Source organism: Bradyrhizobium sp. Kon37 (assembly GCF_055807535.1).
This window is the reverse complement of sequence record NZ_JBVVOY010000022.1, coordinates 92239-118622: the sequence shown is the minus strand read 5'-3', so window position 1 is coordinate 118622 and position 26384 is coordinate 92239. Positions and strand designations below refer to the sequence as shown.

General features: G+C 64.1%; 28 protein-coding genes, 1 other RNA gene and 1 pseudogene. 20 read left to right on the top strand and 10 right to left on the bottom strand.

The window, feature by feature from the left end; genetic code table 11:
* Positions 1–392, top strand: a 392-nt coding sequence (locus tag AC0L3J_RS30055) for a DUF2336 domain-containing protein (protein ID WP_473349429.1), incomplete at its 5' end; no start/stop codon positions are given.
* A 58-nt stretch (positions 393–450) separates the two neighbouring features.
* Complete coding sequence (locus AC0L3J_RS30050; protein WP_473349428.1) at positions 451–714, top strand: hypothetical protein; 264 nt, start codon at positions 451–453, stop codon at positions 712–714.
* A 44-nt stretch (positions 715–758) separates the two neighbouring features.
* Here the strand turns inward: AC0L3J_RS30050 and AC0L3J_RS30045 are convergent, their stop codons facing one another.
* Positions 759–1658, bottom strand: coding sequence for a LysR family transcriptional regulator (locus AC0L3J_RS30045; RefSeq protein ID WP_473349427.1), 900 nt, complete (start codon positions 1656–1658; stop codon positions 759–761).
* A gap of 253 nt (positions 1659–1911) precedes the next feature.
* Here AC0L3J_RS30045 and AC0L3J_RS30040 point away from each other — a divergent pair, with 253 nt between their 5' ends.
* From AC0L3J_RS30040 to AC0L3J_RS30025, 4 genes and pseudogenes are all read left to right on the top strand, one after another.
* Positions 1912–2697 carry a carboxymuconolactone decarboxylase family protein gene (locus tag AC0L3J_RS30040; RefSeq protein WP_473349426.1) on the top strand — a complete coding sequence of 262 codons (786 nt, stop codon included), beginning with the start codon at positions 1912–1914 and terminating at the stop codon, positions 2695–2697.
* A 169-nt stretch (positions 2698–2866) separates the two neighbouring features.
* Positions 2867–3182 (top strand): annotated as a pseudogene (locus AC0L3J_RS30035) (cupin domain-containing protein).
* A gap of 114 nt (positions 3183–3296) precedes the next feature.
* Positions 3297–3683 carry a putative quinol monooxygenase gene (locus tag AC0L3J_RS30030; protein ID WP_473349425.1) on the top strand — a complete coding sequence of 129 codons (387 nt, stop codon included), beginning with the start codon at positions 3297–3299 and terminating at the stop codon, positions 3681–3683.
* Entirely contained in the window at positions 3680–4861 is a 1182-nt protein-coding gene (locus AC0L3J_RS30025; RefSeq protein ID WP_473349424.1) for an MFS transporter, read from the top strand. Before AC0L3J_RS30030 ends, AC0L3J_RS30025 begins: the two co-directional genes overlap by 4 nt.
* Here AC0L3J_RS30025 and AC0L3J_RS30020 read toward each other — a convergent pair.
* Positions 4843–5340, bottom strand: coding sequence for a GNAT family N-acetyltransferase (locus AC0L3J_RS30020; RefSeq protein WP_473349423.1), 498 nt, complete (start codon positions 5338–5340; stop codon positions 4843–4845). The genes AC0L3J_RS30025 and AC0L3J_RS30020 overlap by 19 nt on opposite strands.
* Before the next feature lie 145 nt (positions 5341–5485).
* Between AC0L3J_RS30020 and AC0L3J_RS30015 the strand changes: the two genes are divergently transcribed.
* The gene (locus tag AC0L3J_RS30015) at positions 5486–6661 is read left to right on the top strand and encodes a GAF domain-containing sensor histidine kinase (RefSeq protein ID WP_473349422.1); all 1176 of its coding nucleotides are present in this window, start codon (positions 5486–5488) and stop codon (positions 6659–6661) included.
* Positions 6662–6889: 228 nt separating this feature from the next.
* On the opposite strand, the gene feoB is transcribed toward AC0L3J_RS30015, so the two are convergent.
* The 7 genes from feoB to ssrA form a co-directional block, all read right to left on the bottom strand.
* Positions 6890–8761, bottom strand: a complete 1872-nt coding sequence (gene feoB, locus AC0L3J_RS30010; RefSeq protein ID WP_473349421.1) for a ferrous iron transporter B — start codon at positions 8759–8761, stop codon at positions 6890–6892.
* A 20-nt stretch (positions 8762–8781) separates the two neighbouring features.
* Complete coding sequence (locus tag AC0L3J_RS30005) at positions 8782–9057, bottom strand: FeoA family protein (RefSeq protein ID WP_007600961.1); 276 nt, start codon at positions 9055–9057, stop codon at positions 8782–8784.
* A 139-nt stretch (positions 9058–9196) separates the two neighbouring features.
* A complete protein-coding gene (locus tag AC0L3J_RS30000) occupies positions 9197–9451 on the bottom strand; it encodes a ribbon-helix-helix domain-containing protein (protein WP_007600962.1) in 255 nt (84 codons plus the stop codon).
* Positions 9448–9636, bottom strand: a complete 189-nt coding sequence (locus AC0L3J_RS29995; protein ID WP_027570789.1) for a DUF4169 family protein — start codon at positions 9634–9636, stop codon at positions 9448–9450. Before AC0L3J_RS29995 ends, AC0L3J_RS30000 begins: the two co-directional genes overlap by 4 nt.
* A 276-nt stretch (positions 9637–9912) precedes the next feature.
* Positions 9913–11385, bottom strand: coding sequence for a class II fumarate hydratase (gene fumC, locus AC0L3J_RS29990; RefSeq protein ID WP_473349420.1), 1473 nt, complete (start codon positions 11383–11385; stop codon positions 9913–9915).
* An 87-nt stretch (positions 11386–11472) separates the two neighbouring features.
* A complete protein-coding gene (locus AC0L3J_RS29985; RefSeq protein WP_473349419.1) occupies positions 11473–11988 on the bottom strand; it encodes an SspB family protein in 516 nt (171 codons plus the stop codon).
* Between the two features lie 114 nt (positions 11989–12102).
* Positions 12103–12469: a transfer-messenger RNA gene (gene ssrA, locus AC0L3J_RS29980) on the bottom strand.
* Positions 12470–12553: 84 nt separating this feature from the next.
* Here ssrA and AC0L3J_RS29975 point away from each other — a divergent pair.
* The 11 genes from AC0L3J_RS29975 to AC0L3J_RS29925 all read left to right on the top strand — a co-directional run bounded on the left by AC0L3J_RS29975 (position 12554) and on the right by AC0L3J_RS29925 (position 22264).
* A complete protein-coding gene (locus AC0L3J_RS29975; RefSeq protein WP_473349418.1) occupies positions 12554–13171 on the top strand; it encodes a chromate transporter in 618 nt (205 codons plus the stop codon).
* Positions 13168–13698 carry a chromate transporter gene (locus AC0L3J_RS29970; RefSeq protein ID WP_027519544.1) on the top strand — a complete coding sequence of 177 codons (531 nt, stop codon included), beginning with the start codon at positions 13168–13170 and terminating at the stop codon, positions 13696–13698. The genes AC0L3J_RS29975 and AC0L3J_RS29970 overlap by 4 nt, the downstream gene beginning before the upstream one ends.
* A 95-nt stretch (positions 13699–13793) precedes the next feature.
* On the top strand, positions 13794–14555 hold the full coding sequence (locus AC0L3J_RS29965) for a tripartite tricarboxylate transporter TctB family protein (protein WP_456768481.1): 762 nt from the start codon (positions 13794–13796) through the stop codon (positions 14553–14555).
* A gap of 7 nt (positions 14556–14562) precedes the next feature.
* The gene (locus tag AC0L3J_RS29960; RefSeq protein WP_007600973.1) at positions 14563–16128 is read left to right on the top strand and encodes a tripartite tricarboxylate transporter permease; all 1566 of its coding nucleotides are present in this window, start codon (positions 14563–14565) and stop codon (positions 16126–16128) included.
* Positions 16129–16354: 226 nt separating this feature from the next.
* Entirely contained in the window at positions 16355–17149 is a 795-nt protein-coding gene (locus tag AC0L3J_RS29955; protein ID WP_007613362.1) for a thymidylate synthase, read from the top strand.
* 5 nt (positions 17150–17154) lie between these two features.
* Positions 17155–17640, top strand: a complete 486-nt coding sequence (locus AC0L3J_RS29950) for a GNAT family N-acetyltransferase (RefSeq protein ID WP_473349417.1) — start codon at positions 17155–17157, stop codon at positions 17638–17640.
* Complete coding sequence (locus AC0L3J_RS29945) at positions 17640–18149, top strand: dihydrofolate reductase (RefSeq protein WP_473349416.1); 510 nt, start codon at positions 17640–17642, stop codon at positions 18147–18149. Before AC0L3J_RS29950 ends, AC0L3J_RS29945 begins: the two co-directional genes overlap by 1 nt.
* Before the next feature lie 154 nt (positions 18150–18303).
* On the top strand, positions 18304–19440 hold the full coding sequence (hflK, locus tag AC0L3J_RS29940) for an FtsH protease activity modulator HflK (RefSeq protein WP_007600977.1): 1137 nt from the start codon (positions 18304–18306) through the stop codon (positions 19438–19440).
* Entirely contained in the window at positions 19437–20333 is an 897-nt protein-coding gene (gene hflC, locus AC0L3J_RS29935; protein WP_473349415.1) for a protease modulator HflC, read from the top strand. Before hflK ends, hflC begins: the two co-directional genes overlap by 4 nt.
* Before the next feature lie 83 nt (positions 20334–20416).
* The gene (locus tag AC0L3J_RS29930; protein ID WP_473349414.1) at positions 20417–20623 is read left to right on the top strand and encodes a DUF2065 domain-containing protein; all 207 of its coding nucleotides are present in this window, start codon (positions 20417–20419) and stop codon (positions 20621–20623) included.
* A gap of 144 nt (positions 20624–20767) precedes the next feature.
* Positions 20768–22264: a Do family serine endopeptidase gene (locus AC0L3J_RS29925; RefSeq protein WP_473349413.1), complete on the top strand. Its 1497-nt coding sequence runs from the start codon at positions 20768–20770 to the stop codon at positions 22262–22264.
* Between the two features lie 138 nt (positions 22265–22402).
* Here AC0L3J_RS29925 and serB read toward each other — a convergent pair whose 3' ends face one another.
* Positions 22403–23308 carry a phosphoserine phosphatase SerB gene (gene serB / locus AC0L3J_RS29920; RefSeq protein ID WP_473349412.1) on the bottom strand — a complete coding sequence of 302 codons (906 nt, stop codon included), beginning with the start codon at positions 23306–23308 and terminating at the stop codon, positions 22403–22405.
* A gap of 11 nt (positions 23309–23319) precedes the next feature.
* Here serB and miaA point away from each other — a divergent pair, with 11 nt between their 5' ends.
* Positions 23320–24276 carry a tRNA (adenosine(37)-N6)-dimethylallyltransferase MiaA gene (miaA, locus tag AC0L3J_RS29915; RefSeq protein WP_473349411.1) on the top strand — a complete coding sequence of 319 codons (957 nt, stop codon included), beginning with the start codon at positions 23320–23322 and terminating at the stop codon, positions 24274–24276.
* Between the two features lie 329 nt (positions 24277–24605).
* Positions 24606–26381 carry an acetolactate synthase 3 large subunit gene (locus tag AC0L3J_RS29910; RefSeq protein WP_007613345.1) on the top strand — a complete coding sequence of 592 codons (1776 nt, stop codon included), beginning with the start codon at positions 24606–24608 and terminating at the stop codon, positions 26379–26381.
* The last annotated feature ends 3 nt before the right edge of the window (positions 26382–26384 follow it).

Below are 26384 nucleotides of genomic sequence, written 5' to 3'. Positions count from 1 at the left end.
GCGTGGTGACGACGCAGTACCGGCAGGGCAACCTCAACCAGGATTCGATCTCGAACTATGCGCGCCAGCATCGCTTCGACGAGGTGCAGATCGGCCTGTCGCTGTTGTCGTCGCTGCCGGTCGACGTGATCGAGCGTGCGATGATGGACCGCAATCGCGAGATGATCCTGGTGTTGTGCAAGGCGCTCGACTTCTCCTGGGACACCACCATGTCGCTGCTGTTCCTCGGCGCCAAGGATCATCTGATCACGGCGCGCGAGCTCCACGACAACGAGCGCGATTTCGGCAAGCTCAAGATCGAGACCTCGCGCAGCGTCTTGAAGTTCTACCAGTCGCGCAAGACCGGCTCCGATCCCGTCACGGGTCGTCAGCCCGAGCTGCAGGTGCACTGAGCGGTACACCCAACAGGTACACCGAGCATCATCCGGGAATTGGCAGGGAGTATTTGCAATGTTGCCTCAATTCGGCACCGCCGTTCGCAAGAATCCAAACAAGAATCCAAACAAGAACCTCGACAAGGCCGCAGCCGGCGAGATCGGCAGCGGAGCGGCGGACCAGGCCTCGGTCGATGCCGCCTGGCTCGTGCTGGAAGCCGCCAACGATCTCGGTGACCATGCCGCGATCGAAGCCTGCCGCCGCGTCATCGACGCCGAGCTGAACGGCACGGCGGCCGGCAGCGCGGATGTTGATCTCGTGCTGGGGTATTTCAGATAGCAATCGTGCCCGGCCGAAGATGGTCAGGCGCCCTGAGCGGCAATCTACTTGCCGCGATATCGAAGAGCCTCGACGAGCAGCGAGAATGCCGGTGAAGGTTGGCGCCGACTGGGATAATAGAGGTGGTAACCCGAGAACGGCGGACACCAATCCGACAGCACCCTGATCAGCCGGCCCTGCGAGATGTATGGCTGCACGTGCCCCTCCGTGAGGTAGGCAAGTCCCAGGCCCTTTAGAGCTCCCTCGAGAAGAAGCCCTGCGCTGTTGAACACAAGCTGTCCTTCCACGCGCACGTTGAGCTCGCGCCCGTTCTTCTCGAACTCCCACGCGTACAGGCTGCCGCCGTGGGTCGGAAGGCGCAGGTTCAGACAATTGTGGCCGGTTAGATCCTGAGGCGTCCTGGGCCGCTTGCGTTCGGCGAAGTAGGCCGGCGATCCCACGACGGCCATTCGCAGATCAGGACTGACGCGCACCGCGATCATGTCCTTGGCGACGAGCTCGCCCGGACGAATGCCCGCATCGACCTGCTGCGCCACGATGTTGGTGAGCCCGTAATCGATGATCACCTCGACATGGATGTCTGGATATTGGGGAAGAATCTTCCCCAGCGCCGGCAGCAGGATCTCGGTGGCGGCGTACTCCGTTGCCGTCAAACGCACGGTCCCAGCGGGCTTTTCCCGGAGCTCGCTCAGGGCAGCAAGATCAGCATCCATCTCCGTGAATTTGGGCCCGACGCTCACGAAGAGCCGTTCTCCGGCTTGAGTGGGCGTGACGCTCCGGGTCGTTCGATTGAGAAGACGGACCCCCAGCCGTTCCTCCAGCTTTCGGATGATCTGGCTCAGCGCCGATTGCGTCATACCAAGCTTGGCTGCGGCACGCGTGAAGCTGCGTTCTCTCGCCACGGCGAGGAAGGCCAGGATATCGCTGGCGTCGTCCCGGTTCATTGATAAGCCCGTCTTATGACTGCATGCGGATTTTATCACCTAATCGGACGGAGGCGGAAGCCTTAGTTTCCCATCAACATGAGCGGCACTTGATCTTCTTTTCGCCCGAGGGCTCGCCAGCCCTGCGCTCGTTGATCGCAGCCTGACGCGATTGAACGTCCGGGTTTCTCGTGAGCGCGGGCACCGTGCCCTGCGCAGCACTCGTCGCCTTGCGGCTGATGGTGCGCCCGACAAACCTGGAAGGATTCACGCGATGAGAATGCTCGCAGCGGCCTTGTTTTCGTTCTGCCTGTTTGCTGACGGCCCGGTCGCGGCCCGAGACGGATCCATCGAAGGAGCAAAGACCATGTCAAAGCCGGTAGACGTCCGCGCGGTCGCGCCAGCCCTCGAAGGTTACGCGCAAAAACTCGTCCACGGCGATCTGTGGAAGCGCCCGGGGCTTACGCCTCGGGACCGCAGCATCGTCACCGTCGCGGCTCTCATCGCCCGAAATCAGACAGTGGAGCTCCCGTACTATCTGGGTCTCGCGCTGGACAACGGCGTGAAGCCGTCGGAGATATCGGAGATCATCACGCATCTGGCCTTCTACACCGGCTGGGCCAACGCGATTGATGCGGTCCCGGCTGCGAAGGAAGTCTTCGAGCGCCGCAACATCGGGCCCGATCAGCTCCCCCCGGCGTCGGGGCCGCAACTGCCGCTCGACGAGGCGGCGGAGAAGCAGCGGGCAACGCGCGTCGGAGAGCAGTTCGGGCAGATCACGCCGAGCCTTGTCCAGTTTACGACCGACGTGCTGTTCCGCGACCTCTGGCTCAGGCCCGCGCTGGCTTCGCGCGACCGCAGCCTGGTGACCGTAAGCGCGCTGATCGCCACCGGTCAGGTCGCGCAGATCACCTACCATTTGAACCGCGCCATGGACAACGGGTTGACTCGGGAGGAAGCGGGCGAGGTGCTCGGCCATCTCGCCTTCTACGCCGGCTGGCCCAATTCTTTCTCCGCGGCGCCTGTCGTCAAGGACGTCATCGAGAAGCGACCTCGCTGAAAGAACGACAATGCCTCGATCGACAATCCCGTTCGCGATCCGCCACGAGCGGAGACATGCCGTGGTGACGCGTAGAGACATTCTCGTTGGCGGAAGCGCCTTCGCCGTCGCGGGAATTCGACTGGCGCCGGCGCTCGCGTCCGAAGCACTGAAGGAGACTGCAATGGACATCGACATCAAGAGAAACGGATCCCGGCCTTCCCAGAAGGGTCCCGAAGACTGGTTCACCGGGACGGTGCGCATCGACCCACTGTTCGCGGCTCCCGAGCCCGCACGCGTCAGCCGGTCTCGGCTGGGTGCAGCGAGCGGGCGGGCAGATTGAGGAAATCCGCGCCGGCGACGTCGTGTGGTTTCCGCCGGGCTTGAAACATTGGCACGGAGCGACGCGGACCACCGCAATGACGCACATCGCCATTCAGGAATCCGTCAACGGAAAGAACGTCGATTGGATGGAGAAGGTGGCCGACGACCAATACCTGGAGTGATATCTGCGATGCGCGGGTGCGACAGCGATGAACTGTACGATATCGCCAAAGCCGCGAGCACCCTTCGAGCAATCCAAATCAGGTAGGGCCAGTGAAGCCTCTGAGGGGGAGAACATGAAGAAGCAGCTTTTCTCGTACGGCATATCGATGCTGGCCGCGGTACTCGCCGGCGGCGTCGTCGCCCAGCAGGCGGACGAACGATATGTCCAGGTGGCGGAAATCGAGATCGATCCCGTCCAATTGGACGGCTACAGGGCTGCGGTGCAGGAACAGATCGACGCAGCAATTCGCAAGGAGCCGGGCGTCCTGGTGCTCTACGCCATTTCCGAAAAGGACAACCCGGCCCACGTCAAGGTCTTCGAAATCTACCGGGACAGGAGCGCCTACGAAGCTCATCTCGGAACAGATCATTTCAAGAAATACAAGGCGACGGTTGAGAAGATGGTGAAGTCGCTCAAGCTGATACAGGCAACGCCGATCGTGCTCGGCGCCCAATCATGAGCGTACAACTCGCTCGAGGCAACGAGGCGCTGTCGCGCGATCCGGCTTGGAGTGCGGTCTTTGCCCTGACCTTGTGCGTCGGGACATTGATTGCGTCCGAGTTCATGCCGGTCAGCCTGCTGACACCGATCGGCACCGATCTCCACATGACCGAGGGGCAGGCGGGCCAGGCCATCGCGGTCTCCGGACTGTTCGCCGTCTTCACCAGCCTTGCGATCGCGTCGGTGACACGGGGCATCGATCGACGCAGCCTGTTGCTGGGCCTTACCTCGCTGATGATCGTCTCGGGGCTGATGGTGGCCCTGGCCCCGAATGCCCTGGTGTTCATGGCAGGGCGCGCGCTGATCGGGATCGTCATCGGCGGGTTCTGGTCGATGTCGGCGGCTACCGTGATGCGCCTTGTGCCGGAGCGGCAGGTTGCGGCCGCGCTTAGCCTCCTCAATGGTGGAAACGCGCTGGCGACCACGATCACCGCGCCGCTCGGCAGCTTCCTCGGTCAGTTCATCGGCTGGCGGGGTGCGTTCTTCTGTGTCGTCCCGCTCGCGATAGTCACTCTGGTCTGGCAATACGCCACATTGCCCTCAATGCCCTCAGAACGCGGTGCCGCGGGGAACGTTTTCGGATTGCTTCGCCGGCCGGTAGTCGGCATCGGGATGCTCTCGGTTGCCCTCCTGTTCATGGGCCAGTTCGCGCTTTTCACCTATTTGCGTCCATTCCTGGAGACCGTGACACGCGTAGACGTCTCCACGCTCTCGGCTATCCTGCTCGTGGTCGGCGTCGCGGGCCTGCTCGGGACCTACCTCATCAGCTTCCTACTGAAGCGAGGCTTGCACGGGCTTCTGATCGGCATGCCGCTTGCGATGACCGCCCTTGCCCTCGGCTTGATCGCCTTCGGAGGGTCGACCCTCGTTGTTACCGTGCTGCTGGCCGGTTGGGGCCTCATCGGCACGGCCGCACCGGTCGCTTGGTGGACCTGGATGAGCAAGACGCTGCCTGAGGATGCGGAGGCGGGCGGCGGCCTGATGGTCGCGGTGATCCAGCTCGCCATAACGGCGGGCGCCTCCCTCGGAGGATTCTTGTACGACAGCAGTGGGTACCGGAGCGCCTTCGTTGCCGCCGCCGTCGTGCTCTGCGGCTCCGGACTTCTGGCTTTTGGGGTCTACCGCCGAATACGGTAGATCACGACGTCTTCGCCGTGACGGATCGTACTTCGCTCGAGGAGATAATTCGATTTCTCCAATACACGGCGCGACGCGCCGTTTCTGGCGAAGACGATGCCGATCAGAGACGGCAGCTCGTGGTGTAACAGTCCGATATCCGTCAGCGCCGTGGCGATCTCGCTTGCAAGCCCCTGGCCCCAGACGTCGCGCTTGAACGCGTAGGCAATCTCGATCTCGTCGATATCGTCCACCAGGATGTGCCGGATGCCCGCTCGCCCCGCGAATGCCCCGTCTTTCGTTCGCAGCACCCACAGTCCGAAGCCATGCTGGTCCCAATGCGCCATATTGGCGTCGAGATAGGTCTTCGTCCTCTCCGCCGAACGGACGCCGCCGAGATAGCGCGAAACGTCCGCATCGAGGTGCAACGCAACGAGGTCAGCGAGGTGATCCTCACGAAGCCTCTCGGCGCTGAGCCTAACCGTGCTGAAATGTTCCATTGGGACCAGATAGCCGTTTCCAAGGCGAGACGTCGAGTAACATTGACGCGGAATAACTGGGCTGGCAGTGCTTTTCACCGTTGCAAGGACGCGCTTTAAGTTGGGGGCGGCCGGCCCGAGGCGAATGTTCCGACGCGGAGTGGCAATGGATTTCGAGCGCGACATAGCCAAGGTCAGCGGGATCGCTGCGGTCTCGACCATCCTGGACGTGGTCAGCCGGACCACCGGAATGGGGTTTACGGCCGTTGCCCGCGTCACCGAGGACAGGTGGATCACCTGTGCCTCGCGTGACGAACTTGCGTTCGGGCTGAAGCCCGGTGACGAGCTCAAGGTCGAGACCACGATCTGCCACGAGATCCGGCAGAGCCGCGAGGCGGTTGTCATCGAGAATGTCAGCGAAGACGCCGCGTACTGTACGCATCACACGCCCGCGCAATATGGCCTCCAAAGCTACATCTCCGTGCCGATCATTCTTCCCGACGGTTCATTCTTTGGAACTCTTTGCGCGATCGATCCGAAGCCGCGCAAGCTTCGGACTCCCGAGATCATCGGCATGTTCAAGCTTTTTGCGGAGCTGATCGCGTCTCACCTCGACGCGGCCGAGCGCGTCGAATTGATCGAGAACAGGCTCGCGCTGGAACAACGCAATGCTGAACTGCGCGAGCAGTTCATTGCCGTGCTCGGTCACGACCTCAGAAACCCTCTCGCCTCGATCCAGGGCGGGCTGCGGCTTCTGAACAAGAAGGTCGATGACGAGGGCAAGAACTGGATCAACCTGCTGCAGGGAAGCGTGGCCCGGATGGCGGGCCTGATCGACAATGTCATGGACTTCGCCCGCGCGCGGCTCGGCGCCGGCATGCAGCTCAAGTTGAGAGAACAGCCGCTCGAGCCTGTCATCAGGCAGATTGTCGCGGAGTTCGAGAACGTGCATCCGGATCGCGTCATCGAAACGGTCGTCAACGTTCCGGGACCTGTGAAAATTGACGCCGACCGCATAGGGCAGATGCTGTCCAATCTTCTCGGCAACGCGATTTCCTATGGCGCGGCCGACAAGCCGATCAGGGTGCTGGCGCAGACGACCGGCGCTGGCTTTGATCTCAGCGTTGCCAACAAAGGCGCGCCAATTCCGGCTGATACGATCCCGCGCCTTTTCACGGCGTTCGATCGCGGCGACGTTCTGCCGAACCAGAAGGGGCTTGGGCTCGGACTGTACATCGCCCAGGAGATCGCGCGCGCCCATGGCGGGCTGATCGTCGCGTCGTCGATGCGGGATGAAACGGTGTTCACTGCGTCGTTCCCGGCAACACAGGCCAGCGGCTGAGAAGGCGTGCCAGGCCTCCGGTATCTTGCCGTCACCGAGCGTCTCGCCAATTCTCTGACACTACCATCATGCGCCTGTTTTGCCCGACGGCGCAACCGGCCTTGTGTGCCGGCGTTGGTTCTGGCCAGCGACGGTCAGCTGATTTTAGCACACGCGTAAGCCATTGATTTCACAACCCCCGTCTACTGTGCATGGGGTTGTTTTCGCGCTTTTTAATTTTTAGAGGGGCTACCCCGCCCCGAACGCGACCGCGACATTGTAGGTCAGAAGGCTCGCGGCGTAGGCCAGCACCAGCATGTAGAAGAAGGTGACGGCCATCCAGGTCCAGCTTCCGGTCTCGCGCCGGATCACGGCCAGCGTGGATGCGCATTGCGGGGCGAAGATGTACCAGGCCAGCATCGACAGCGCGGTCGCGAGCGACCATTTCGTCGCCAGCACCTGGCCGATCTGCTCGGCCGCTTCCTTGCCGCCTTCGATCGCATAGACGGTGCCGAGTGCTGCGACCGCGACCTCGCGCGCCGCCATGCCCGGGATCAGCGCGACCGCGATCTGCCAGTTGAAGCCGACCGGCGCCAGCAGCGGCTCGAGCGCCTTGCCGATGATCGCGGCCAGGCTGAAGTCGATCGCCGGTTCGGTGGCGCCCGCGGGTGGCTGCGGGAACGAGGCCAGGAACCAGATCAGCACCATCATCGAGAAGATCGTGGTGCCGGCGCGGTGCAGGAACATCTTGGCCCGCGTGTAGACGCCGATCGCGATCGATTTCAGCCGCGGCATCTTGTAGTCCGGCAGCTCCAGCATGAACGGCGCCGGCGCATAGTCGCGCAGCATGAAGAATTTGATAAGGAACGAGACGGCAAGCGCGCTGGCGATGCCGACGGCATAGAGGCCGAACATCACGAGGCCCTGGAGGTTGATGAAGCCCCAGACGTCTTTTGCCGGAATGAAGGCGGAGATGATCAGCGTGTAGACGGGAATGCGCGCCGAACAGGTCATCAGCGGCGCGATCAGGATCGTGGTCAGCCGGTCGCGCTTGTTGTCGATTACGCGTGTGGCCATAATGCCGGGGATGGCGCAGGCAAAGCTCGACAGCAGCGGGATGAACGCGCGGCCGTGCAGCCCGGCGCCGCCCATGATGCGGTCCATCAGGAACGCGGCGCGCGCCATGTAGCCGAAATCTTCCAGCAGCAGGATGAATAGGAAGATGATGATGATCTGCGGCAGGAACACGATCACGCTGCCGACGCCTGATATCACGCCGTTCTGCAGGAAGCTCAGCAGCAGGCCGGCGGGCAGGGTGGCATGCACGAACTCGCCGAGCGAATCGAAACCCGAGTTGAGCAGCTCCATCAGCGGCTGCGCCCAGGCGAACACCGCCTGGAACATCACGAACAGGATAGCCGCGAGCACGATCAGCCCGCCGACGGGATGCAGCACGATCGCGTCGATCCGCGCGGTCCAGGTGTCGGGCCGGCTGGGCAGGCTGACGCAATCGGCGATGATGCGGTCGGCTTCGCGCTGGGTGGCGCGCAGATCGGCCACGCTGAGCGCCCGCCAATTGTTCTCGCCCGGCTCGGCGGCGAGCTTTGCCGAAATCTCGTCGGTCAGCGACAGCAGGTCGGCCGTGCCGCCCTTGCGCACCGCGATCGAGGTGACCACGGGCACGCCGAGCTCCTTGGCGAGCCGCTCGACGTCGACAGTGATGCCGCGGCGGGTCGCGATGTCGAACATGTTGAGCACGAGGATCATCGGCCGGCCGGTGCGCTTGAGCTCCAGCAGCAGGCGGATGGTCAGGCGCAGATTGGTCGAATCCGCCACGCACAGCACGAGGTCGGGCAGGGTCTCGCCGGAAGCCTTGCCGAGCACGAAGTCGCGGGTGATCTCCTCGTCCGGGCTGCGGCCGCGCAGCGAATAGGTGCCGGGCAGGTCGACCACGGAGACCTGGCGTCCCATGGGCGTGACGAAGAAGCCTTCCTTGCGCTCGACGGTGACGCCGGGATAGTTCGCGACCTTCTGCCGGCTGCCGGTCAGCGCATTGAACAGCGAGGTCTTGCCGCTGTTTGGCGTGCCCACCAGGGCCAGATGAAGTAGGGGCAATTCCATGGAGTTGGGGTCCGGTCGCTTCAGGCGACGATAATGGCCATGGCTTCGCGACGGCGGACCGCGATGGTGATGCTGTCGACCCGCACGGCGATCGGGTCGCGGCCGACCAGCCCCTCGTGCAGGACCTCGACCCGGGCGCCCTCGACGAAGCCGAGCTCGATCAGCCGGCTCTCGAGCTCGATGTCCGAGAGCGCCGAGCCTGCGTCCTTGGGGGAAAGGTGCTGGATGACGCCGGTATAGCCGCGCTGGGCCAGGCCCAGCGGCATCTGCGGACGCGTATCATGGATGTCGGTCATGCCCTGTATTTTCAACGCAGGGCATCGAGGTCAAGCGCGCTCGGTCGCTGAAACTGCACCTTAGAGTGATTTTAAAGTGCCAGCTTCGTGACGAAGGCGATTGGCGCCAAGATCGGCGTCAGGATCGGCGCCAAGACGGCTACTGGGCCGGGACCTTTTCCGCCTGGATGGCGGCCATGGCGCGGCTCTTGAAGTAGTCGAGCACGAACAGGCGGATCGCCGAGGACAGATTGCCCTGCTGGCGGTTGCCGTCGATCTCGCCGACCAGCTCGGACAGCGTCATGTTGCGCAGGCCCGAGATCTCCTTCATGCCGTTCCAGAACGCCTCTTCCAGGCTGACGCTGGTCTTGTGGCCGGCGACGACGATCGACCGTTTCACGACGGGCGACTTCATGGCTGCTCCTCGCGATCGATCTGGTGCTGGTCCAGGTGCGCCTTCGCCTGGTCCGCGCGCGTCTCCTCCGCCGACCGCTCCGCCTTCGTGCGGCCGAACTTCGTTCGGTTGGCGTCCGCCTGCTTCGCCGTGGCTTGCCGCTCGGCGCGCTTCCGGAAACGATTCAGGTTGATGACGTTCCCCATGTCGCGTCTCCATCATCCGATCCTCCGTGGGCAGGATGAAACATTCAGAAACTGTGCGCCGCACTGCGCCCAATGAGATTTGATCGCCATTCGCTTGTCCTCGTCAATCGACCCTTGGGCCATCAAACGATGAATTCCGCCCCGTGGGGACGGAGGGGCTGCGTAACACGCAACCCCGCCGCGACATTGACGGTAATCAAATCCCGTCCGTTAAGCCCTACATTTAATGGAGCTTGGGGCTCCGTATCATTACGGATGGCTATCGGAATTCGGAATTTATCCCGGGCTGGTCATCTTCTCGGGGCGCACCAGACGGTCGAACTCGTCCGCCGAGACGAAGCCGAGCCGCAGCGCCTCTTCCTTCAGGGTGGTGCCGTTGGCATGCGCCGTCTTGGCCACCTTGGCCGCGTTGTCGTAGCCGATCTTGGGGGCGAGCGCCGTCACCAGCATCAGCGAACGCTGCATCAGTTCCTTGATGCGCTTCTCGTCGGCGCGGATGCCGCTGACGCAATGCTCGGTGAAGGAGCGCGCGGCGTCCGCCATCAGCCGGATCGAGTGCAGCATGTTGTAGGCCAGCACGGGCTTGTAGACGTTGAGCTCGAAATGGCCCTGGCTGCCGGCGACCGTGATCGCGGTGTGATTGCCGAACACCTGGCAGCACACCATCGTCATCGCCTCGCACTGCGTCGGATTGACCTTGCCCGGCATGATCGAGGAGCCCGGCTCGTTCTCCGGCAGCATCAGTTCGCCGAGGCCCGATCGCGGGCCCGATCCGAGCAGGCGGATGTCGTTGGCGATCTTGAACAGGCCTGTCGCGACCGAGTTGATGGCGCCGTGCGCCAGCACATAGGCGTCGTTCGAGGCCAGCGCCTCGAATTTGTTGGCGGCGCTGGTGAAGGGCAGCTTGGTAATCCCGGCAACGTGCTTTGCGAACAGTTTTGCAAAGCGCGGCTTCGAATTGAGCCCGGTGCCGACGGCGGTGCCGCCCTGCGCCAGCGGATAGAGCTCCTTCACCGCGACCTTAAGCCGGGCGATGCCGCTTTCGATCTGGGCGGCATAGCCGGAAAATTCCTGGCCGAGTGTCAGCGGCGTCGCGTCCTGGGTGTGGGTGCGGCCGATCTTGACGATCTTTGCGAACTCCTTCTCCTTCTTGCGCAGCGCGCGCAGCAATTCGCCGAGGGCAGGGACGAGATCGGCGGTGATGCGGCTTGCCGCCGCGATGTGCATCGCGGTCGGGAACGAGTCGTTCGACGACTGGCTCATGTTGACGTGATCGTTGGGATGGACCGGCTTCTTGGCGCCGAGCTCGCCGCCGAGGAGCTCATTGGCGCGATTGGCGATGACCTCGTTGAGATTCATGTTGCTCTGGGTGCCCGAGCCGGTCTGCCACACCACCAGCGGAAAATGATCGTCCAGCTTGCCCTCGATCACCTCGCGCGCGGCGCGGATGATGGCATTGGCGCGGCGCCGGTCGAGCAGGCCGAGCTCCTGGTTGGTCTGCGCCGCGGCGAGCTTGACGATGCCGAGCGCATGCACGAGCGCGATCGGCATGCGATCGATGCCGATGCGAAAATTCTGGCGCGAGCGTTCGGTCTGCGCCCCCCAATAGCGATCGGCGAGGACCTCGATGGGGCCGAAGCTGTCGGTCTCGGTGCGGGTCGCCGGGCGCAAGGAACGGTCGGTCTTCGAGCGGGCAGCCGTCGAGCGGGAACTCTTCGAGAGGGAAGTTTTGGCCATGAGCACATCCATTCCGCCGCGCGAAATGCCACGCGGCCTCTTCATGTGCCTCTATATAGGGAGTTTGGCCGCCTGCGACGGGCGCCAGTCCGATCTAGATCATTTCTTGCGGAAACGATCCAATCGCACGACTTCGGCGCCGCCCTGGTTCGGAGCCGCCGGCTCCTCAGTGCCTTCCGCCGGTTCAGTGGCAGCGGGCACCGCGACCGCGGATGGGGCGGGAGCGGCCGGCAATGTCTCGGCCGAAACGTCGGCGACATCGGAGGTGTCGAACTGGAGGCCGAATTTCACGGACGGATCGAGGAAGCTCTTGATGGCGCTGAATGGCACGATCAGCCGCTCCGGAATGCCCCCGAAGGACAGGCCGACCTCGAAGCGGTCCTCAAGCACGGTCAGATCCCAGAACTGGTGCTGCAGGATGATCGTCATCTCTTCCGGATACTGGGCCAGCAGCCGCGACGACAATTTCACGCCGTCGGCCTTCGACACGAAGGTGATGAAGAAATGATGCTCGCCGGGCAGTCCCTGGGACGCGGCGTCGGTCAGCACCTTGCGCAACACGCCGCGCAGCGCGTCGCGGGCCAGCACATCGTATCGGATATGATCGGTCGCCATGGTGGTCCTGTTGCATTCCAGGAGCTGGGCCCTGCCGGCCCGACTCGCCAAGCCGCAATAGTACCGCGCCTGACGGGTCAACAGGAGTCCCCGCGGGGTAGGAAATAAGAGGTAAGTGGAGGCTTCTGTTGCCAGGTGCCTCCGAACCCCGCCTAACGGAGCTTAACCCGTTAGGACTTCAGAATGGTCTTTCAAACTGCGTTACGCAGCCTGAGCAACCGGAGCAAAGTTGTCGTTGGCAACTATTGCATAGCCCGATAACGGCGGAACAATACCGAGAAAAAGAACGCCCTTTACGCCCTCGTCGATCCTATTTCGCCCCCGCCAAAGCCCGCTTTCAGGGCTAGCCCACTGGTGGGCTTTGGTGGAGGCGCCGGGTACCGCCCCCGGGTCCGAATGGTTTATTGCGACGACCGTTTATTTCCATAGCCGGCGAACCGGCACTCCCAATATAGGGGGCAAAGGTTTCAAATAACAGGTGTTTCGAGCGACCATTCCGAGGTTCCCTTGGGATAGGTTCCCGGCAGGCTTGGCCGCGCGCCGGCCGGCGTTCTAAGCTCCTGACATGTCCGAGGATTCCGCACCGGCCGCCCAACAACCAGTTCAAGAGCCGGACCGTCCCGCCACCAGCGCCGTTCCGCCGGGCTTGCTCGCGCTGTTCCTGGCCTTCGCCCGGATGTCGCTGGCGGGCTTCGGCGGGGTTTTGGTGTTCGCCCGGCAGGCCATCGTCGAGCAGCACCGCTGGATGACGGCGGACGAGTTCAACGAGACATTTGCGCTCTGCCATTTCCTGCCCGGGCCCAACATCGTCAATCTGTCGATGGTGTTCGGCGCGCGGCTGCGCGGGATCGCCGGCGGCATTGCCGCCTTTGCGGGGCTGTTGCTGCCGCCCACGCTGATCATGACGGTGCTCGCGATCGTCTATGCCCGGTTCGGCGATGTGGAGGTGCTGCGCCGCATTCTCGCGGGCATCTCCTGTGCGGCCGTCGGCCTCTTGATCGCGGTGGTCTTTCGGATGATGACGCCGCTGCTCAAGCGGCTGGACGCCGTCGCGCTCATCCTGATGCTGGGCGTCTTCCTCGCCATCGGCGTCCTTCGCCTGCCGCTCCAGGCGGTGCTCTTGGTCGCGATCCCCGTCAGTATCGGCGCCACCTCCCTGATGCGGCGGAAGGTAGCAGCATGAACGCGGAGAACCCGATCTGGGCGCTGATCTCGACCTTCGGTCTGATGTCGCTGTTCGCAGTCGGCGGCGCCGCGGCGGCCGTGCCCGAGATGCACCGCATCGCGGTCGATGTGCATCACTGGATGACCGACAAGCAGTTCGCCGACGCCTATGCGATCGCGCAGCTCTCACCAGGTCCGAACGTCCTTATCGTCACGTTAATCGGCTATGCCGTCGCCGGCATCCCCGGCGCCCTGGCGGCGACCTTGGCCATGTGCCTGCCCACCGCGCTGCTTGCCTATTATGTCAGCCGGCTCCTCAATCGGCCGAGCCAATCGCGCTGGCCCGGGCTGATCCAGGCTGCACTGGTTCCGCTCTCGATCGGCTTGATGGCGGCGAGCGCCCTGATCCTCGCCGAGTCGACCGATCGTACGCTTGCTGCGCTGCTTCTGACCGCGACGGTTGCAGTGGTCGCATCCGTCTCGCGCATCAATCCACTATGGATTTTGCTGGTCGGGGGCTTGTTGGGTTTTGCTGGCATTGTGTAATGAAAATGGCTAGGCAGGGATCCGGGCGGGGGCATCGATTTCCAGCCGATTAGAACAACATTGCTCGTGGCTTACGGGTCGCGGAGGAGACATGCATGGCCGATACGATGGGCCACTCGGCGACAGCCAACCGAAACACCTCGGTGGTGATCAGTTTTTGTCTGCTGGCCATAGCGCCGCAGATTTTCGAATTCATCTGGTCGTTCGGGACGATCTTTGGCTGGGGCGCGGGACGCGGGCCGGCCGCCGTGGTGATCAGCCATGCTACGGCGCTGCTCGCGGGGGCGCCCGGCGCGTTGCTCGGGGCGGTCGGCGGTGACACCAAGAAGGCGTCATCCGATGTGCTGCTGGCGCTGATCTATTCCTATCCGGTCTTTGCGGTGGCGATTCTCACGTTCTTCATGACGATCAGGTCGGCGCAGGACTATGTCGGCGGAATCGTGCTGATGGCGCTCGCCTTGTTCGCACTGTGGGCCTCCAGCGATTTGCAGGGCATGCGGGGCTTCTCCTTCGGCGCCGGCACGGCGCCGCGGATGTTTGGCGGGCTCCTGGTTGCACTTGGCGCCGGCATTGCGTTGACGGGACTGCTGACCGACGGGCCGGCGATGGCGCACTATGCCTGGCGCGGGCCGCTCTTCGTGATGATCTCGATCGTCTTCTTCGCCCTGGCGATTCGTCCACTTGGCGTGGTGGTGACGGCGTTCACGAGCTTCCTGATCTCGGCGATGGGCACGCATGAAACGCGCTGGGTCGAAGCGATCATCGTCGGCGCCTGCCTGACGCTCGGTTGCGCGCTGCTCTTCCCCTATGTGCTGGGGCTGCCGATGCCGATGTTCCCGCGCTTCCTGGTTCAGTGAGGGTGTGATGTTCGATCTCTTCCACAATCTGGGCCTTGGTTTCGGTGTGGTGTTTCAGATCTCCTGGTGGTCACCCTGGTGGCTCTACGGTCTGTCGCTGCCGATCTCGATCAACATTCTCATGTGCCTGATTGGCGCATTGGTCGGCACGCTGGTTGGCGTGCTGCCCGGTATCGGCACCGTCGCAACCGTGGCGATGCTCCTGCCGATCACGTTCGGATTGCCGCCGGTCGGCGCGCTGATCATGCTCGCCGGCATCTATTACGGCGCCCAGTATGGCGGCTCGACCACCTCGATCCTGGTCAACATTCCCGGTGAGGCGACCTCGGTCGTCACGGCCATCGATGGTCACCAGATGGCGAAGCAGGGCCGTGCCGGCCCGGCGCTGGCGATCGCGGCGATCGGCTCGTTCTTCGCCGGCTGCGTCGCGACCGTGCTCATTGCCGTGCTCGGCGCGCCGCTGACCAAGCTCGCGCTGGCGTTCGGTCCGGCCGAATATTTCTCGCTGATGGTGCTCGGCCTGATCTTCGCGGTGGTGCTGGCCAAGGGCTCGGTGCTGAAGGCGATCGCGATGATCGTATTCGGCCTGATGCTGTCGATGGTCGGCTCCGACATCGAGACCGGCGCCTCGCGCATGGCTTTCAACATTCCGGAGCTTGCCGACGGTCTCGGCTTCGCGACGGTGGCGATGGGCGTGTTCGGCTTCGCCGAGATCATCCGCAATCTCGACGCCGGCGCCGAGATGAATCGCGACCTGGTGCAGCAGAAGATCACAGGCCTGATGCCGACCAGGAAAGACCTGATCGACTCGGCGCCTGCGATCCTGCGCGGCACTGTGCTCGGCTCGATCCTCGGCATCCTGCCGGGCGGCGGCGCTGTCATCGCATCCTTTGCGTCCTACACGCTCGAGAAGAAGATCGCCAAGAACCCGTCGCGGTTCGGCCGCGGTGCGATCGAGGGTGTGGCGGCGCCGGAAAGCGCCAATAATGCCGCGGCGCAGACCTCCTTCATCCCGCTGCTGACACTCGGCATCCCACCCAACGCCGTGATGGCGCTGATGGTGGGCGCGATGACCATCCACGGCATCGTGCCGGGTCCGCAAGTGATGCAGAAGCAGCCGGAGCTGGTCTGGGGCATGATCGCCTCGATGTGGATCGGCAATCTGATGCTGATCATCATCAACCTGCCGCTGGTCGGAATCTGGGTGCGGCTGTTGCGCGTCCCCTACCGGCTGATGTTCCCATCGATCGTGATCTTCTGCGCGATCGGCATCTACTCGGTGAACAACGCGCCGGTCGACGTCATTCTCGCAGGCGTGTTCGGTCTGGTCGGCTACTGGCTGATCAAGCACGATTTCGAGCCGGCGCCGCTGCTGCTCGGCATGGTGCTCGGACCGCTGATGGAAGAGAACCTGCGCCGCGCGCTGCTGATCTCGCGCGGCGACTGGAGCGTGTTCCTGACGCGTCCGCTGTCGGCCGTGCTGCTCGCGATCGCCGCTTTCCTCCTGGTGCTCACGGTGTTGCCCGCCTTGCGTGCCAAGCGCGACGAGGTGTTCACGGAATCCGAAAACTAGGGGGCGACCCGCCCAGCGTCGGGCGCGCCGTGGATCGAACCCGAGCCGGCAAGTTGGCCAGCAGGATCAATCTGATAGACGAGGCGCGTGACGCCGAGTTCCGCCCCTTGTCGTTTGCACCGGGAACACTCACTTTTTCGGGTATAATGCGTATGGATGGCGAATCGCCGCTGTCGCAGCGTGGGGGCGGCCGCTAAATTCGCCGCCTCCCCAAAGGCTCACGCACATGCACCAGTATCAGGACCTGCTCGAGCGGATTCTTTCAGACGGCGCCGAAAAGACCGACCGGACCGGCACCGGCACGCTGTCGGTGTTCGGCCATCAGATGCGCTTCAACCTGTCCGCCGGTTTTCCGATGCTGACCACCAAGCGCCTGCCGCTGAAGGCGATCGTGCACGAGCTGTTGTGGTTCCTGAAGGGCGATACCAACATCAAATATCTGCGCGACAACGGCGTCACCATCTGGGACGAGTGGGCCGACGCCAATGGCGATCTCGGCCCCGTCTACGGCCATCAGTGGCGCTCCTGGCCCGCGCCGGACGGACGCAGTATCGATCAGATCGCGAACGTCATCGACATGATCAAGCGCAATCCGGACTCGCGCCGCCTGATCGTCTCGGCCTGGAATCCCGCCGAGGTCGACAAGATGGCGCTGCCGCCGTGCCACTGCCTGTTCCAGTTCTACGTCGCCAACGGCAAGCTGTCGTGCCAGCTCTATCAGCGTTCGGCCGACGTGTTCCTCGGGGTGCCCTTCAACATCGCCTCCTACGCGCTGCTCACCATGATGGTGGCGCAGGTCACGGGCTTGAAGCCCGGCGACTTCGTGCACTCGTTCGGTGACACCCATCTCTATTCCAACCATCTGGAGCAGGCGAAGCTCCAGCTCACGCGCGCGCCGCGCGCGCTGCCGGTGATGCGGATCAACCCCGACGTGAAGGACATCTTCTCCTTCCGTTACGAGGACTTTGAGCTCGTCGGCTACGATCCGCATCCGCACATCAAGGCGGCAGTCGCGGTCTGACGTCGATGTCGCTCAACATCCGCCGTGTGCGTCCCGGCGAAGCCGGGCTGGTTCTTGCTTTCATCCGCGAGCTCGCCGAGTACGAAAAGCTTTCGCACGAGGTCGAGGCGACCGAGGCTGACATCGCCGACGCGCTGTTCGGCAAGCGACCGCAACTCCATTGCGCTCTCGCCGAGTGGAACGGCGAGCCGGTCGGCTTCGCGGTGTGGTTTGCGAATTTCTCGACGTTCAGCGGCCGCCACGGCATCTATCTCGAAGATTTGTATGTGCGGCCGTCACACCGGGGCAGGGGCCTCGGCAAGGCTCTGCTCGTGCACCTTGCCAGGGAATGCGTCGAGAACGGCTGGTCGCGGCTGCAATGGGCGGTGCTTGACTGGAACGCGCCGTCGATCGCGTTCTACAAATCGCTCGGCGCCGTCATGCTGGACGACTGGACGCTGTGCCGCGTCACCGGGCCTGCGCTGACGCGGCTTGCCGGGAGCGCGTCCTGATGGAGATCGTCTTCGTCGTGGCGATCGCGGAGAACGGCGTCATCGGCGCCGGCAACGCGATGCCATGGCGAATGAAATCCGACATGGCGCGCTTCAAGGCGCTCACGATCGGCAAGCCCGTGATCATGGGCCGCAGGACCTTCGAATCCCTGCCCCGGCCGCTTCCGGGCCGCACCAACATCGTCGTCACGCGCGACGCGGATTATCGCGCCATCGGCGCCATCGTCACGACATCGACTGCCGCCGCAGACGCCATCGCGCGCGGCGATGCCCTGCGGCGTTCGGTCGCCGAGATCGCCGTGATCGGCGGTGCCGAAATCTTCCGGCAATGGCTCGATCGCGCCGATCGCCTCGAAATCACGGAAGTGCATGCCCGCCCCGAGGGCGACACGCATTTCGGCATCGACAGGGCCGAGTGGGATGAGGTTGAGCGCATCCGTCATCCCGCCGGTCCCAACGACAGCGCCGACTACTCCTATGTGACATATCGTCGGCGGGCGGGCCATTAACCGCATTTGCCAATGTTAACATTGACTTTTCTGCCCCCGAGCTTAGCTCGGAGGGCGGCGATGGCTGCGTTGTAAGGGACCTGCCTGTCCCCTATAAAGCCGGACCGGACAAAGCGGGCGGGGGGCAATTTCACCCTGCCGAGGAGAGCGTCGAATGCCGTGGAAGAATCAGGGCGGTGGCCCATGGGGCTCGGGTCCGAAGGGACCATGGGGCAACGGCCCGCAACCGGTCGGGCCAAGGCCGCCGGATCTGGAAGACCTTCTGCGGCGCGGCCAGGATCGCCTCCAGCAGATCATGCCGGGTGGCTATTTCTCCGGCATCGGCATCACGCTGATCGTGCTGCTCATCGTCGCGTTCTGGCTGCTGTCGGGCTTCTTCCGCGTGCAGTCCGAAGAGCTCGGCGTCGTGCTGCGCTTCGGCAAGCATGTCCGCACCGTGGAGCCCGGCCTGAACTACCATCTGCCCTATCCGATCGAGACCGTGCTGCTGCCAAAGGCATTGCGCGTGTCCACCATCTCCATCGGCATGACGCTGATCGACGATCCGGCGCGGCGCGGCCGCTCCATTCGTGACGTGCCGGAAGAGAGCCTGATGCTGACCGGCGACGAGAACATCGTCGACGTCGACTTCACGGTGCTCTGGCGCATCAAGCCCAACGGCGTCGGCGATTTCCTCTTCAACATCCAGAATCCCGAAGGCACCGTGAAGGCGGTCGCCGAGAGCGCGATGCGCGAGGTGATCGGCCGCTCGCAGATCCAGCCGATCCTGACCGGCGCGCGCAACGTCACCGAACAGGGCGTGCAGGAACTGATCCAGAAGACCCTGGACAGCTACGGCGCCGGCATTCAGATCAGCCAGGTGCAGATGCAGAAGGTCGATCCGCCGGCGCAGGTGATCGACGCCTTCCGCGACGTCCAGGCAGCGCGCGCCAACCTCGAGCAGTTGCAGAACGAGGCGCAGACCTATGCCAACCAGGTCGTGCCGCAGGCACGCGGACGTGCGGCGCAGATCATGCAGGCCGCCGAAGGCTACAGGGAGCAGACGGTCGCCGAGGCCAAGGGCCAGAGCTCGCGCTTCTTGAAGGTTTACGAGGAATACAAGAAGGCGCCCGACGTGACGCGTGAACGGATTTATCTGGAGACGATGGAGCGCGTGCTCGGCGGCTCGGAAAAGCTGATCTATGACGGCGGCCAGTCGGGCCAGGGCGTCGTGCCTTATCTGCCGCTCAGCGAATTGACAGCCAAGCGGCCGCCTGCAACCGGCCAGCAGACGACTGGAGGCAACCGATGAGATCTCCGGTCACAGGCATCGTCACGCTGCTCGGCCTCCTGCTCGTCGTGATCGTGGGCTACATGTCCCTGTTCACGGTGGCGCAGACCGAGCAGACCATCGTGCTGCAATTCGGCAGGCCCGTCGACGTCGTCACCGATCCCGGCCTGCACTTCAAGGCGCCGTGGAATTCGGTGATCAACATCGACAAGCGCATCCTCGATCTGGAGAACCCGTCGCAGGAAGCGATCGCGTCCGACCAGAAGCGGCTCGTGGTCGACGCCTTCGCGCGTTACCGCATCAAGGACGCGCTCCGCTTCTATCAGAGCATCGGCTCGATCCAGGCCGCCAATATCCAGCTCACCACGCTCTTGAACGCAGCGCTGCGCCGCGTGCTCGGCGAGGTGACCTTCATCAACGTGGTCCGGGACGACCGCGAGAAGCTGATGCAGCGCATCCGCGATCAGCTCGACCACGAGGCGGACGGCTACGGCATCCAGGTCGTCGACGTCCGGATCCGCCGTGCCGATCTGCCCGAGCAGAACAGCCAGGCGGTCTATCAGCGCATGAAGACGGAACGCGAGCGCGAAGCCGCCGAGTTCCGCGCGCAGGGCGGCCAGAAGGCCCAGGAGATCCGCTCCAAGGCCGACCGCGAGGCGACCGTGATCGAGGCGGATGCAAGGTCGCTGGCCGAGCAGACGCGCGGCGTCGGCGATGCCGAGCGCAACCGTCTGTTCGCCGAAGCCTACGGCAAGGATGCGGATTTCTTCGCCTTCTACCGCTCGATGGCGGCCTATGAAACCGGGCTGCGCGCGAACGACACCCGCTTCCTGCTGCGGCCGGACTCGGATTTCTTCCGGTTCTTTGGTAACCCGTCCGGCAAGACGGCGACCACGACGCCAGCGAAGCCGTAAGTGAGACAAGGGCGGCAAGTCGGGCGGCAAGTCTGGCCGCCCTTCGTCCAGACAAGAACAGCACAACGGGAGGTTCCAATCCGATGAGGTCCATTGCGTTCACCGACTTCCTCATCGGTTTGGGCATCCTGTTCGTGCTGGAAGGCTTGATGTTCGCGGCAAGCCCGGCCTGGATGCGCAAGGCCATGAAAAGCGCGATGGCCACGCCGGACAACATTCTGCGGGCGGTCGGCATCGGTTCGGCCGTGGCCGGCCTGGTCCTGATCTGGGTTATGCGACGTCCAATTTAGCCGTCGCACCAACGCCAAAGTGAAGGCGAGGGACCGGTTTTCGCCTTATTATCCGGGTCTTGAGGCCCGTTAAGGTCCGCGCTTGCGCCGTCCCCCCGTTCGAGCGCAGTCTTGACCTCGAATCCTTGTTTCCTGGAGATCACAATGACCGCTGCCACTATTGCCCCGACCCGTTTGCGCTTAGGGCTGGCCGCGCTCGCCGTTGGCGCTTTCAGCGCATTCGGCACACCGGCCTCTGCGCGCGGACCGGATGGCATCGCCGACGTCGCCGAGAAGGTGATCGACGCGGTCGTCAACATCTCGACCTCGCAGACCGTCGAAGCCAAGGGCGGCGGCGGCAATGCCATGCCGCAACTGCCGCCCGGCTCGCCCTTCGAGGAGTTCTTCGACGACTTCTTCAAGAATCGGAAGGGTCCCGGCGGCGGCAGCAAGGGCGGAGAGAATAGCCCGGCGCCGCGCAAGACCAACTCGCTCGGAAGCGGCTTCATTATCGACACATCAGGCGTCGTCGTCACCAACAACCACGTCATCGCGGACGCCGACGAGATCAACGTCATCCTCAACGACGGCACCAAGATCAAGGCCGACCTGGTCGGCGTCGACAAGAAGACCGACCTCGCCGTGCTGAAGTTCAAGCCGCCGAAGCCGCTGGTGTCGGTGAAGTTCGGCGATTCCGACAAGCTGCGCCTCGGCGATTGGGTCGTCGCGATCGGCAATCCTTTCAGCCTCGGCGGCACCGTGACGGCCGGTATCGTCTCGGCGAAGAACCGTGACATCTCCTCAGGTCCCTACGACAGCTACATTCAGACCGACGCCTCCATCAACCGCGGCAATTCCGGCGGTCCGCTGTTCAACCTCGATGGCGACGTCATCGGCGTCAACACGCTGATCATCTCGCCCTCCGGGGGCTCGATCGGCATCGGCTTTGCCGTACCGTCGAAGACGGTGGCGGGTGTCGTCGACCAGCTCCGCCAGTTCGGCGAATTGCGCCGCGGCTGGCTGGGCGTGCGCATCCAGAGCGTCACCGACGAGATCGCCGAGAGCCTCAACATCAAGCCGCCGCGCGGCGCGCTGGTTGCCGGCGTCGACGACAAGGGCCCGGCCAAACCGGCCGGCATCGAGCCCGGCGACGTCGTCGTCAAGTTCGACGGCAAGGACGTCAAGGACCCGAAGGATCTCTCTCGCGTGGTCGCCGACACGGCGGTCGGCAAGGAGGTCGATGTCGTCATCATCCGCAAGAGCCAGGAGGAGACCAAGAAGGTCACGCTCGGCCGGCTGCAGGATCCCGACAAGGTGCAGGCCGCAGTGAAGACCGACGAGCCCGCGCCTGAAAAGACCGTGACACAGAAGGCGCTCGGCCTCGATCTCGCGGCGCTGAGCAAGGATCTGCGTACGCGCTACAAGATCAAGGACACCGTCAAGGGCGTGGTCGTCACCAATGTCGACTCCAATTCGGATGCCGCCGAGAAGCGCCTCTCCGCCGGCGACGTCATCGTCGAGGTGGCGCAGGAGAGCGTCTCCAGCGGCGCCGACATCCAGAAGCGGGTCGACCAGCTCAAGAAGGACGGCAAGAAGTCGGTGCTGCTGCTGGTCTCGAACGCCGACGGCGAGCTGCGGTTTGTTGCGCTGAGCGTGCAATAGGCGCACGAGCAGCCACACATTCCCCGTCATGCTCCGCGAAAGCGGGGCATCCAGTACGCCGCGGCTTTTCCTTATCCTCGCCCTGTCTCTGGAATACTGGATCACCCGCTTTCGCGGGTGATGACAGCGGAGAGGAGGCTACGCCTCCACGAACTCCTCACGTCGATACCCCTGCGCATACAGCAGCGCAGTGAGATCGCCATGATCGATCCGGGCTGCCGCAGCGGCGGCCACTGCAGGCTTCGCATGATACGCCACGCCCAGGCCCGCCGCCTGGATCATCGCGAGATCATTGGCGCCGTCGCCGACCGCCAGCGAGTCGACGTCGTCGAGATCGAACGACTCCATCAGATCCACCAGCGTCGCGAGCTTTGCCGCGCGCCCCAAGATCGGCTCCTTCACCTCGCCGGTGAACTTGCCGTCGCGGACGACGAGCTCGTTGGCGCGGTTCTCCTGGAAACCGATCCTTGTGGCGACCGCGCTGGTGAACAGCGTGAAGCCGCCGGAGACGAGGCAGGCATAGGCGCCATGGGCGCGCATGGTCGCGACCAGTTCGCGGCCACCCGGCGTCAGCGTAATGCGCTTGGCCAGCACCTCGTCGACGGCACTGGCAGGGAGGTCCTTGAGCAGCGCGACGCGCTCGCGCAGCGCCGGCTCGAACTCGACCTCGCCGCGCATCGCGCGCTCGGTGATGGCTGCCACATGGGCCTTCACCCCGACGAAATCGGCGAGCTCGTCGATGCACTCCTGGCCGATCATGGTGGAATCCATGTCGGCGAGAAAAAGCTTCTTGCGCCGGAAGCCGACTGGCTGCACGACGATGTCGATGGGCAGGTCGCCTCGTATCTCGCGGAGTCGCTGCTCGATGGCGTGACGGTCGCCTTCGAGGTTACTGTCGGCACCGAAGGGGATATCGACTGCCACCCCGTCGAACAGCCAGTGCGCGGGAGTTGCCTGAGGCAGCACGGCGCGGGCGCCGTCGACGATGGTCGAGTCGAGCGCGGGGTTATTCGGGTTGCAGATCAGCGTGGCAACGAGGGACATTTGAGGTTTTCGTGAGCGAGGGGCAAGTCGGCAGAAGGCATGTTGGCAAGGCGGTGCTTATCGCAGGCCCGACCGCCAGCGGCAAGTCGGCGCTGGCGCTCGAGCTTGCGCTCGCTGCGAACGGGGTCGTGATCAATGCCGATTCGATGCAGGTCTACCGCGACCTCCGCATCATCACCGCGCGCCCCACGGATGGCGACGAGGCGCGGGTGCCCCATCGCCTGTACGGGCATGTCGATGCGGCCGTGAATTTTTCGGCCGGCGCCTGGGTGGGCGACGCGGCCAAGGCGCTCGAAGAGGCGAAAGCGGAGGACCGCCTGCCGATCTTCATCGGCGGGACCGGGCTGTACTTCAAGGCGCTGACGGCGGGCCTTTCCGTGGTGCCGCCGATCCCTGTCGAGGTGCGCGAGGACGTTCGGTCGCGGCTGGAGCGGAACGGCGTTGAGGCGCTGCATGCGGAACTCGCAGCCTCCGATCCGCGAGCCGCCGAGCGATTGAACCTGCGTGATCGCACGCGCATTGCGCGCGCGCTCGAAGTGGTCGAAGCCACCGGCCGTTCGCTGCTGGACTGGCACCATGAGGGCCAGCCGCCGCTGCTGCCGAAGGACAGTTTTCGCGCCGTGTTCCTCGCGCCCGAGCGCGACGAGCTCTATGCGCGTATCGACGCCCGCTTCGATGTCATGTTGGAGGCCGGCGCGCTGGAGGAGGTCGAGCGTCTCGCCGCCCGAGACCTCGATCCGCTGCTGCCGGCGATGAAGGCTCATGGCGTGCCGGCGCTAATCCGGCATCTGCGCGGTGAGCTCAGCCTGGAGCAGGCGGCTTCCATCGGCCGCGCCGACACCCGCCACTACGCCAAACGGCAGTTCACCTGGTTCCGGCACCAATTGCCCGAGTTCGAGTGGCTGAAGCCGGAGGACACGAGGGGCCGGCTGGCCGCGATCGTGAACGAAGCACGGGACCCCGGCTGACACGCTTTTGTGCCTCGGTCGCCGAATTTACCTCTCGCCCAACCCCGGGAACACCGCTACACTGCCAAATCGCGCGGGAACGGCCGCATTGCCTTGACATCGGGGCGCCGGTCGTTATGTTTCGCGCAATCTTTGGGAAGCCGAGCCGCCGCCATGCGTAATATTATTACCAAACTCCTTATCGCCGTCGTACCCAGGCACACCGCCGGGGGTGGCTAGCTGCCATCCACATGACAGGCGGTGTGCATGGGCCCTCTTCGGGGCCTTTTTTATTTCCGAAAACCCGACACGAACGAAGCCGCTGACAACAGCGCATCCGGAGCAAGCCAATGAGCGACAAGAGCCACGATCCGAACCAGATGACCGGCGCCGCGATGATCGTCCGCGCGCTCATCGATCATGGCGTGACCGACATTTTCGGCTACCCCGGCGGCGCAGTGCTCCCGATTTACGACGAGATCTTCCAGCAGAGCGAGGTCCAGCACATCCTGGTCCGCCACGAGCAGGGTGCGGGCCACGCCGCCGAGGGCTATGCGCGTTCGACCGGCAGGCCGGGTGTTGCACTGGTGACCTCCGGTCCCGGCGCCACCAACATGGTGACGCCGCTCACCGACGCGCTGATGGACTCGATCCCGCTGGTCTGCATCTCCGGCCAGGTGCCGACGCATCTGATCGGCAACGACGCGTTCCAGGAATGCGACACCGTCGGCATCACGCGCCCCTGCACCAAACACAATTGGCTGGTGCGCGACGTCAACGATCTCGCAAAGGTGCTGCACGAGGCGTTTTACGTTGCGACCACGGGTCGACCGGGCCCGGTGCTCGTCGACGTGCCCAAGGACGTGCAGTTCGCGACCGGCACCTATCATCCGCCGCGCAAGTCCGACGTGCACCGCTCCTACGCGCCGCGGGTGAAGGGCGATGCGACGCAGATCCGCAAGGCCGTGGCGCTGCTCGCAGGCGCCAAGCGCCCCGTGATCTACAGCGGCGGCGGCGTGATCAATTCCGGTCCTGAAGCCACCAGGCTGCTGCGCGAGCTGGTCGAGGTCACCGGCTTTCCGATCACCTCCACGCTGATGGGCCTCGGCGCATATCCCGCGTCGGGCAAGAGCTGGCTCGGCATGCTCGGCATGCACGGCACCTACGAAGCCAACATGACCATGCATGATTGCGACGTCATGCTGTGCGTCGGCGCGCGCTTCGACGACCGCATCACCGGCCGCGTCGATGCGTTCTCGCCGGGCTCGAAGAAGATCCACATCGACATCGACCCGTCCTCGATCAACAAGAACATCCGCGTTGACGTGCCGATCATCGGCGACTGCGGCAACATCCTCGGCGACATTCTCCAGGTGTTCAAGGCGGAGGCGAAGAAGCCCGACATCAAGGCGTGGTGGCAGCAGATCGCGCAGTGGCGGGCCCGCAACTCGCTCTATTACAGGAAGAGCAACGACGTCATCCTGCCGCAGCACGCGATCCAGAGCCTGTTCGAGGCGACGCGCGGCAAGGACACCTACATCACCACCGAGGTCGGCCAGCATCAGATGTGGGCCGCGCAGTTCTACGGCTTCGAGGAGCCGCATCGCTGGATGACCTCGGGCGGTCTCGGCACCATGGGCTACGGCCTGCCGGCGGCGGTGGGCGTGCAGGTCGCCCATCCCGACAGCCTCGTCATCGACATCGCGGGCGATGCCTCGGTGCAGATGACGATGCAGGAGATGTCGACGGCGGTGCAGTACGAGCTGCCGATCAAGATATTCATCCTGAACAACCAGTACATGGGCATGGTGCGGCAATGGCAGCAACTGCTCCACGGCAACCGGCTGTCGCACTCCTACTCGGAGGCGATGCCGGACTTCGTCAAGCTCGCGGAAGCCTATGGCGGCGTCGGCTTCCAGGTGCACAAGCCCGGCGATCTCGACGGCGCCATCCAGGAGATGATCTCGGTCAAGCGCCCGGTGCTGTTCGACTGCCGCGTCGCGTCGCTGGAAAACTGCTTCCCGATGATCCCCTCCGGCAAGGCGCATAACGAGATGCTGTTGCCGGAGCAGGCGAACGACGAAGCCACCGCAAAGGCGTTCGCTGGCGGCAAGGCGCTGGTGTGAGCG